We start from the raw sequence: 7741 nt of genomic DNA, 5'->3' as shown, positions 1-7741 counted from the left end.
GCCTGGACCCGCCCTCGCCACTGCGGCGCCGACGGCATGCGGCTGCGGCACGACCCGGCCGACCCCTACCCGTCGGCGCCGCATTCGGCCGATCTGGCGCCGCTGACCGACCGCGACGACATCGTCCGGCTGCGCCTGGACGGCCCGCTGCACTGGCACGGCGCAGCCCGCCTCACCGCCGAGGTCACCACCGACGTCGCGCCGAGCTGGTAGCCACGCTCATCCACGAGCAGCCCGACGGCACCGCCACCCGGATGGCCGACGGCACGGCGCCCACCGCGACGGGCACCTCCCGCTGCGAGATCCGCCTGGCCCCGGCCGCGGCCGAGCTGCCGCCCGGGCACCGGCTCCACCTGGAGCTGACCGCCGGGCGCACCCCCCGCTACCCGGCGCCGCAGCGGCGGGCCGAGTTCTCCTTCCGCGACGTGACGCTGCACCTTCCCCGCCCGAGAAAGGAAGTCTTCGCATGACGGACGCAGGCGGCACGCCCGGTGCCACAGCCGACGGCACGGCCGAAGACCCAGGGGGTGACACGATGGGCGCCGCGGATCGGCCGGAGGCGGCACAAGCCGACAACGACCCGCTGACGCTCCTGGCCGATGAGCGCACCGGCCTGATCCGCAGGCTGGACCTCCTGGAGCCGGAACCGTGGTGGCCCGACGGCTTGGCGATCTGCTCAGCCGAGGTGAGCTCGCCCTACCTGCTGCTGCCCTGGCCCGCCGACCGCGTCGCCACCGGCACCGCGTTCGGCGACCCCACCCGGGCCGCCATGAGCGCCGTCGGCGAGGCGGTGGAACGCTACTGCGGCAACTTCGTCCCCGCACACCTGCTCCGCTCCTCCTACCGGCGGCTGCGCGAACCCGCCCTGGACCCGGCCCGGCTCGCCCTGTACTCCGACGCTCAGCACACCGAACCCGGTTTCCCGTTCGCCCCGTTCACGGCTGACCTGGAGGTGTTGTGGACCCGGGGGACGGACCTGGTCGACGGCACGCCCGCCTGGCTGCCCGCCTCCCTCGTCTACGTCAACTACTTCACTGCGCCCCGCACCGGCGAGCCGCCGACCAACTACGCCATGCTCGCCGGCATCGCCGCCGGCCCCTCCGCGCGGGCCGCCCGCACGGCCGCGCTGGAGGAGGTCATCGAACGCGACGCCACGGTCGTCTGGTGGAGCGGCGAACTGCCCGCCCGGCCCGTCACCGGCGCCGATCATCCCGCGGCGCCGCTGCTGCCTGAGACGGAACCCGGCTGGTACCGCGCCGCCGGCGCGACCGGAAACTGCCGCTACCGGGTCGTAGCCATCCCCACCGTCTTCGAGGTCGCCGTCCTGGGCGTGCTGCTCGACGACCCGGAGACCGGCATCACCGTGTTCGGCGTCGCCGCCCGACCCGACCCGGCCGAGGCCGTACGCAAGGCACTGGCCGAAGCCGTCACCCTGCGCCGCTACGCGCTGGGCCTGATCGACCCGGACGGAGAGATCTGGGCCGCCGCCGCAGCCGGCGTCATCGACCCCCGGATCTTCAAACCCCATCGCCCCGACCGCCGCTACGCCGACGACTACCGAAGCGACTTCCGCGACGTCGTCGACCTGGGCTGCCACAGCCAGCTCTGGCTCGACCCCCGGATGCGCGAGCACCTGACGCCGATCACCGCCTGCACCGACGCGATCGCCCTGGCCGACCTGCCGCGCGTGGACGGCGACGTGCTCGACGGCTACCTCAAGCGGGTCACCGCCCAAGGGCTGGGCGTTTATGCGGCCGACCTGACCACCTCCGACATCGCGTCCGCTGGGCTGTCGGTCGCCCGGGTGATCGTGCCCGGCGCCTACTCCAACGCGCCTGCCGCCTTCCCCTTCCTCGGCGGGCACCGCCTGCGCGAGGACCCCGCCCGGCTCGGCCTGCGGGCCGCCGACCAGGTCAACCTCGTCCCCCTGCCGCACACATGATCCCCGTCGACTCCCGAACCGGTCTGGTCACCGGCGTGCGCACCGCGCTCCTGCGCGGATGTCTGCACGTCGTCTTCGCCGACCTCGCCGCCACCACCGGATACGGCCTGCCGCTCGGCAACCCGACCGTCTCCGGCGCCTCCTGGCACGATCCCGCCGAGGCCCGCCGCCGCGCGCTGGGGGAGGCGGCCGAACGCCACTGCGGCCACCTCGTCCCCACCGGCCGGCTGGTGGAGGCCACCTGGCACGAGCTGGCCCCCGCCGCCGTCGACCCGCAAGAGCTGGCGCTGTACTCACCCGCGCAGACCGTCCGCGGCGGGTTCCCCTTCACCGGGCTGGCTCGCGCCGACCGCACGCACTGGGTGCGGGGCACCCGCGCAGGCGGCGCGCCGGTCTGGGTGCCCGCCGCACTCGCCTGGCTCACACCCTTCTCCGTGCGGTCCCGGCCCGTCGTCCTGCCGGTGTCGGCCGGGATCGCGCCGGCCCCGACCTCGCCTCCGCGCGCGCCTCAGCGCTGGCGGAGGTCGTGGAGCGGCACGCACTGGCCACCGCCTGGGCTGCGGGGCGCGCCTTCCCGCACCTGGCGGGCGTGCGGCTGCCCCCGGTCCCCGGCGTGCGGCTGAGCGCGCACACGGTGCCGAACCTCCTGGACGCCCCGGTGGTGCTGTGCGTCGCCGAGGACACCGGCGAGGAGTCCGGTGGGATGGTAGGGGTCGGCTGCGCGTTCGTTCCCGGCGCCGCCGACCCGGTGGCCTCGGCCGCGTGGAAGGCCGCGGCCGAGGCCGTCCAGTCTCTGGACACCACCGCCCAGCTCGCCGCGGGCGACCTGCCCGAGTGGGAGCGCCCGCACGGCCCGCTCGCGCGCCACCGCCCCGACCGCGCCTTCGCTTCCTCCTACCGGCCTGATTTCACCGACGTCACCGACGTGACCTGCCATCTGCAGCTCCTGGCCGACCCTTCCTTCTCCGCCCGTGTGCTGACTCGTCTGGCCCGCGGCGGACCCACGGCCCCCGCAGAGCCCACCGCAGAGCCCACCGCGACGGGCCGCTTCGATGCGGACGCGACGCTGGCCGCCCGCGGCCTGCACGCCGTCACGGTGGACCTCACCACCCCCGACGTCGCCGCCTGCGGCCTGGCCGTCGCCCGCGTCATCGTGCCCGGTCTGCGGGCCACGGCTCCGGCTGCCTTCCCCTTCCTGGGTGACGGCGCCGACCCTCTTCCCGACCGTCCCGACCTGTCACCGGTGCCCCATGCCTGACCTCGCCCGTCCCGCTCTCCACTCGGCCGGGCACGGCCCCGCACAGTTGAACGCCCTACTCGAAGTGGGTCGAAGCCGAACTGCCCGGCGCGATCCTCGACGTCCTCCGGTTGCGCGGCCGCTACGCCGACCACCTGAAGAAACTGCACCGATCCGAAGGAGCCCACCTCCGATGAGATTCATCACCCCCCGCGCGGCCTCGGCCCTGCTCGCCGGAGCCACCGTGCTCGCCGCCGCCGGCTGCGGCCAGAGCACGGGAACCACCGCGAGCGCCACCGTCGCCGCACAGGCCACGGCGCAGCCCTCGGCCGCCCCGGTGGAGGTGAGCAACTGCGGCGCCACCTACCGCTTCGAGCACCCGCCGCAGCGCATTGTCACCTCCAGCACGATCGCCACCGAGATCGTGCTGGCCCTGGGCGCCCGTGATCGGCTGGCCGGCGCCGTCGCCCCGGGTGAGCTCCTACCCGAGGTCGCTTCCGCCTTCGAAGGCGTGAACATCATCGCCAAGTCCGCCTTCCCGCCCCCCTCCAAGGAGACGGTCTTCGCCGCCGACCCCGACTTCGTGGTCAGCGGTTACGGCGACGACTACGGCCCCAAGGCCCTCGGCGACCGGGCACGGCTGCAGAAGGAGGGCGTCAACTCCTACCTGCTGTCGGGCAACTGCCCCGGCCACAAGGCCACCGTCGAGGACACCTACACCGACATCCGTGAGCTGGGCCGCATCCTCGGTGCCCAGGCCAAGGCCGAGGAGCTGGTGGCCAAGCTGGCTGCCGAGGTGGACGCCGTACAGCCGGTCTCCGGCACCCCGAAGGTGTTCGACTACGCGGGCGGCCTGGAAAAGCCCAGCACCGCCGGATCCAACGGCCTGATCGACGATCTCATCGGCCGGGCCGGAGGCGAGAACATCTTCCCCGAGGTGACCTCTTACTCCCAGATCTCGTGGGAAGAACTGGTCAAGCGCGACCCGGACGCCATCGTCATCGAGGACCAGGCGTTCGAACCCGCGGACAAGGCGATCGCGTTCCTCACCTCCTACGAGCCGATCAAGAACGTCACCGCGATCAAGGAGAAGCGGTTCATCGTGATCCCGGTCAACGACACCCAGCCCGGCCTGCGCAGCGGCCGGGCGCTGAAGACGCTCGTCGCCGGATTGGCCAAGTGACGGGATCGGCCAGGTGACATCTGCCGATGCGGGAACCGGGACGGAGCCCCTGACCTCGTCACCGGATCCTCACATGGAATCCTCCGCTGCGGCCCCGAGGAGCCGGGACCCGCAGCCCGGGGCCCAGGCCCGCGGCGGCCGCCTGACCTTCCTCGGCGTGCTGCTCATCCTCTCGGCGCTGCTGGGCGTCTCGCTGGTCGCGGCCGTCGGCCTGGGCCCGGTCGCCATCGGTTTCGGCGACGTCGCCCGCATGCTCGGCCACCGGCTGCTGCCCTGGCTGGTGACCGAGGCGCCGACCGGCCCCAAAGCGGTCATCGTGCTGGACATCCGCTTGCCCCGGGTGCTGCTCGGCGCCGTGGTCGGCGCGGGACTGGCCCTGGTGGGCGCGGTGCTGCAGGCCGTACTGCGCAACCCGCTGGCCGACCCCTACATCATCGGAGCGAGCTCCGGCGCGTCCCTGGGTGCGGTGCTGGTGATGCTGGCGGGGCTGTCGCCGTTCGGGCCGCTGTCCCTGCCGTTGTCGGCCTTCGCCGGCGCCATGGCCGCCTTCGCACTGGTCCTGGCGCTGTCGCGGCGCGGCGGGCAGCTCGCGCCGACCAGGCTCATCCTCGCCGGCGTCGCGGTCGCCGCGCTCACCGAGGCGGTCACCAGCTATATCGTGCTCACCACACCGAACAAGGAGGTCCGCTCGGCGCTGTTTTGGACCCTGGGCGGACTGTCCGGCACCCAGTGGCGGGACGTGGGCGTGCCCGCGCTCATCGTCGCCGCGGCCGCCGTCTGGGCCGTCACCCGGGCGAGCCTGCTCAACGCCCTGGTGCTCGGCGACGAGGGCGCCACCGGCCTGGGCGTGGAGGTCGACCGGCTGCGCCTGCGCCTGATCGTCATGTGCGCCCTGGTCATCGGCACGGTCGTCTCGGTGAGCGGCGGCATCGGCTTCGTCGCGCTCATGGTCCCGCACGCCGTACGGCTCGCGCTCGGCGGTGACAACCGCCGTCTGCTCCCGCTCGCCGCGCTGACGGGAGCGCTCCTGCTCGTCTGGGTCGACGTGGCGGCCCGCCTGCTCAACCAGCCCGACGAGATCCCCATCGGAGTGATCACCGCCGTGCTCGGCTCGCCCTTCTTCCTCATGCTGCTCGTCCGCGCCGATCGGAGGGCCGTGCGGTGAACGTCGACGTCCAGGACGTCTCCTGGCTGCACGTGCTGCACGACGTCAGCCTCACGACCGGATCCGGAGAGGTGACAGGGCTGATCGGCCCGAACGGCAGCGGCAAGTCCAGCCTACTGCGGTGCGTCTACCGCCGGATCCGCCCGGACCGCGGCAGGGTCCTGATCGACGGCGCCGACGTGTGGCAGACCCCGGCCCGCGACGTCGCCCGGCAGGTCGCCGTCGTCACCCAGGACACCCCCGCCGACCTCGACGACAGCGTCGAACAGATCGTCGCCCTGGGCAGGATCCCCCACCTCGGGGCTCTCGGCCGGCTCGCGACCGCCGAGCGGTCGCTCATCGCCGAGACGATGGAGCGGTGCGACATCACCGCGCTGGCCCACCGGCCGTTCGCGACCCTGTCGGGAGGTGAGCGCCAGCGGGTCCACCTCGCCCGCGCGCTGGTCCAGCAGCCCCGGCTGCTGATCCTCGACGAGCCCACCAACCACCTGGACCTACGCCACCAGGTCGATCTCCTGCGACTGGTCCGCACGCTCGGGATCACCGTCCTGGTGACCTTGCACGATCTCCAGCTCGCGGCCGCCGCCTGCGACCGCCTCGTCGTCCTCGACGACGGGCGCCTCGTCACCGACGGCCCTGTGAACGAGGTGATAACCGCGGACCTCCTGCGCGTGGTCTACCGGGTCGAGGCCGAGGTCGATCGCGGCCATGACGGCCTGCCCCGGGTCTTCCTGCCGCTGGACCGGCTCACCGGACCGGTGCATCCGGTGTGACGGAAGCCGGGGAGGCGTCTGCAGGTCAAGCACTTCGTCCGTCGGCAGCCGGCGGTTCACCTCCCCAGGCAGCCCGCACAGGTCCCGTGGATCTCCTCGATCCGGAAACCGTGTGCGAGGGCGGGCTGCGGAGCGGATGCCGCAGGCGCGGCACACCACGTGGCGGTGGTCGCCCTCATCGCGGATCCGGTAGGCGGTCCCGCCGTTGCGCTCGAGGGTCGAAGGGGTCGGGATAGGCCGTCCAGGCGTCGGAGCCCGCCAGCATCTCCTCTTCGGTGAGCAGGCAGGAGTCGAGCAGCGCGGTGATGCCGTCGGTGTCGAATCCGCTCCAGCGGCGGTTATGACAGGGGTGTGCTATGCCGTCACCAGCAGCCGGGTCAGCAGATCATCCAGGAACACCAGCCCGGCCAGCGACCCGTCAACGGTGCGCACCAGTGCCAGCTGACTGTGGGCGGCGCGTAGCGCGGCCACCGCATCGGAGATCGAGACCTCGGCCGTCAGCTCGGGCAGCCGGTAGGCCAGGTCTCGCGCCAGCACCGGGCTGCCGCGCCGGCGGGCCAGGTAGGCGTCGCGGACGTGAACGACTCCAGCGGAGCGGTCACCGTCCCAGACCACCAGCCGGGTGCGGCCGGTGCGGGCGGCGGTCTCGACGACTTGCGCCGCAGGGGCGGCGGCGGGCACGCCGATGATGTCGGCGACCGGCACGACCAGTGGGCCGATGGCGGCGGTGGGGGCGTGCAGGGCCTGGGACAGGACGGCGTGCTCGTCGCTTTCGATCAGCCCGAGGCGGCGGGATTCCTGCACCAGGTGCTGCAGCTGGGCGGGGGTGCGCGGGTGGGAGATCTCATCGCGCGGCTGGACCCGCGCCAGGCGCAGCAGCAGGTTGCTCACCCCGTTGAGCAGCCGCAGCAGCGGCCGCACCGCGACGGTGAACCCGCGGAACGGCAGCGCCAGGATGGTGGCCGAGCGCTGCGGGGTGGGCGATCGCCCAGGATTTGGGCGCCATCTCGCCGATCACCATGTGCAGGAACGTCACGATGGCCAGCGCGATGACGAAGGCGACGGCGTGCGCGGCGCTCTCCGGCAGGCCCCAGGTGTGGAAGAGCGGGGTCAGGGAGCCGGCGATGAGCGGTTCGGAGACCACTCCCAGGCCGAGCGAGCACAACGTGATGCCGAGCTGGGCGCCGGCGAGCATCAGCGACAGCTCGCGAATGCCGCTGACCGCTGCGGCGGCGGCGCGGCTCCCGTGTGCGGCGGCTTTTTCCAGCCGGTGGCGTTTGGCGGCCACCAGCGCGAACTCGGCAGCGACGAAGAAGCCGTTGCCGACCAGCAGGGCGATGGTCAGGGCCAGGCCGAGGGACAGACTCATTTCTCCTCGCTCTCCTGGCCTGCGTTCCGCAGATGTGTGTCCGGCCTAGTGCACGGATCTGCAGGTTGAACT

The 7741-nt window shown here is 73.1% G+C and carries 8 protein-coding genes and 1 pseudogene; 7 read left to right on the top strand and 2 right to left on the bottom strand.

Annotation, left to right across the window (positions count from 1 at the left end; translation table 11 throughout):
* The 7 genes and pseudogenes from ACWJ6R_RS25855 to ACWJ6R_RS25825 all read left to right on the top strand — a co-directional run.
* Positions 1 to 213 (top strand): hypothetical protein (locus tag ACWJ6R_RS25855; protein ID WP_449064723.1); only part of this gene is annotated, 213 nt, incomplete at its 5' end.
* A gap of 41 nt (positions 214 to 254) precedes the next feature.
* Positions 255 to 470, top strand: a complete 216-nt coding sequence (locus ACWJ6R_RS25850; RefSeq protein WP_449064722.1) for a hypothetical protein — start codon at positions 255 to 257, stop codon at positions 468 to 470.
* Positions 467 to 1942, top strand: coding sequence for a YcaO-like family protein (locus ACWJ6R_RS25845; RefSeq protein WP_449064721.1), 1476 nt, complete (start codon positions 467 to 469; stop codon positions 1940 to 1942). Before ACWJ6R_RS25850 ends, ACWJ6R_RS25845 begins: the two co-directional genes overlap by 4 nt.
* Positions 1939 to 3200: pseudogene (locus ACWJ6R_RS25840) on the top strand (YcaO-like family protein). The gene ACWJ6R_RS25845 and the pseudogene ACWJ6R_RS25840 overlap by 4 nt, the downstream one beginning before the upstream one ends.
* A gap of 172 nt (positions 3201 to 3372) precedes the next feature.
* The gene (locus tag ACWJ6R_RS25835; protein ID WP_449064720.1) at positions 3373 to 4362 is read left to right on the top strand and encodes an ABC transporter substrate-binding protein; all 990 of its coding nucleotides are present in this window, start codon (positions 3373 to 3375) and stop codon (positions 4360 to 4362) included.
* Positions 4363 to 4435: 73 nt separating this feature from the next.
* Positions 4436 to 5527, top strand: a complete 1092-nt coding sequence (locus tag ACWJ6R_RS25830; protein ID WP_449064719.1) for a FecCD family ABC transporter permease — start codon at positions 4436 to 4438, stop codon at positions 5525 to 5527.
* Positions 5524 to 6300, top strand: coding sequence for an ABC transporter ATP-binding protein (locus ACWJ6R_RS25825; RefSeq protein WP_449064718.1), 777 nt, complete (start codon positions 5524 to 5526; stop codon positions 6298 to 6300). Before ACWJ6R_RS25830 ends, ACWJ6R_RS25825 begins: the two co-directional genes overlap by 4 nt.
* A 354-nt stretch (positions 6301 to 6654) precedes the next feature.
* Here ACWJ6R_RS25825 and ACWJ6R_RS25820 read toward each other — a convergent pair whose 3' ends face one another.
* Both ACWJ6R_RS25820 and ACWJ6R_RS25815 read right to left on the bottom strand, forming a co-directional pair.
* Positions 6655 to 7221, bottom strand: a complete 567-nt coding sequence (locus ACWJ6R_RS25820) for a hypothetical protein (RefSeq protein WP_449064717.1) — start codon at positions 7219 to 7221, stop codon at positions 6655 to 6657.
* Positions 7145 to 7669: a CNNM domain-containing protein gene (locus ACWJ6R_RS25815; protein ID WP_449064716.1), complete on the bottom strand. Its 525-nt coding sequence runs from the start codon at positions 7667 to 7669 to the stop codon at positions 7145 to 7147. Before ACWJ6R_RS25815 ends, ACWJ6R_RS25820 begins: the two co-directional genes overlap by 77 nt.
* Positions 7670 to 7741 lie beyond the last annotated feature (72 nt).

This window comes from Planomonospora algeriensis, assembly GCF_977012225.1.
Note: the sequence above shows the minus strand (reverse complement) of the source record. Positions and strands in the feature narration are given on the sequence as shown.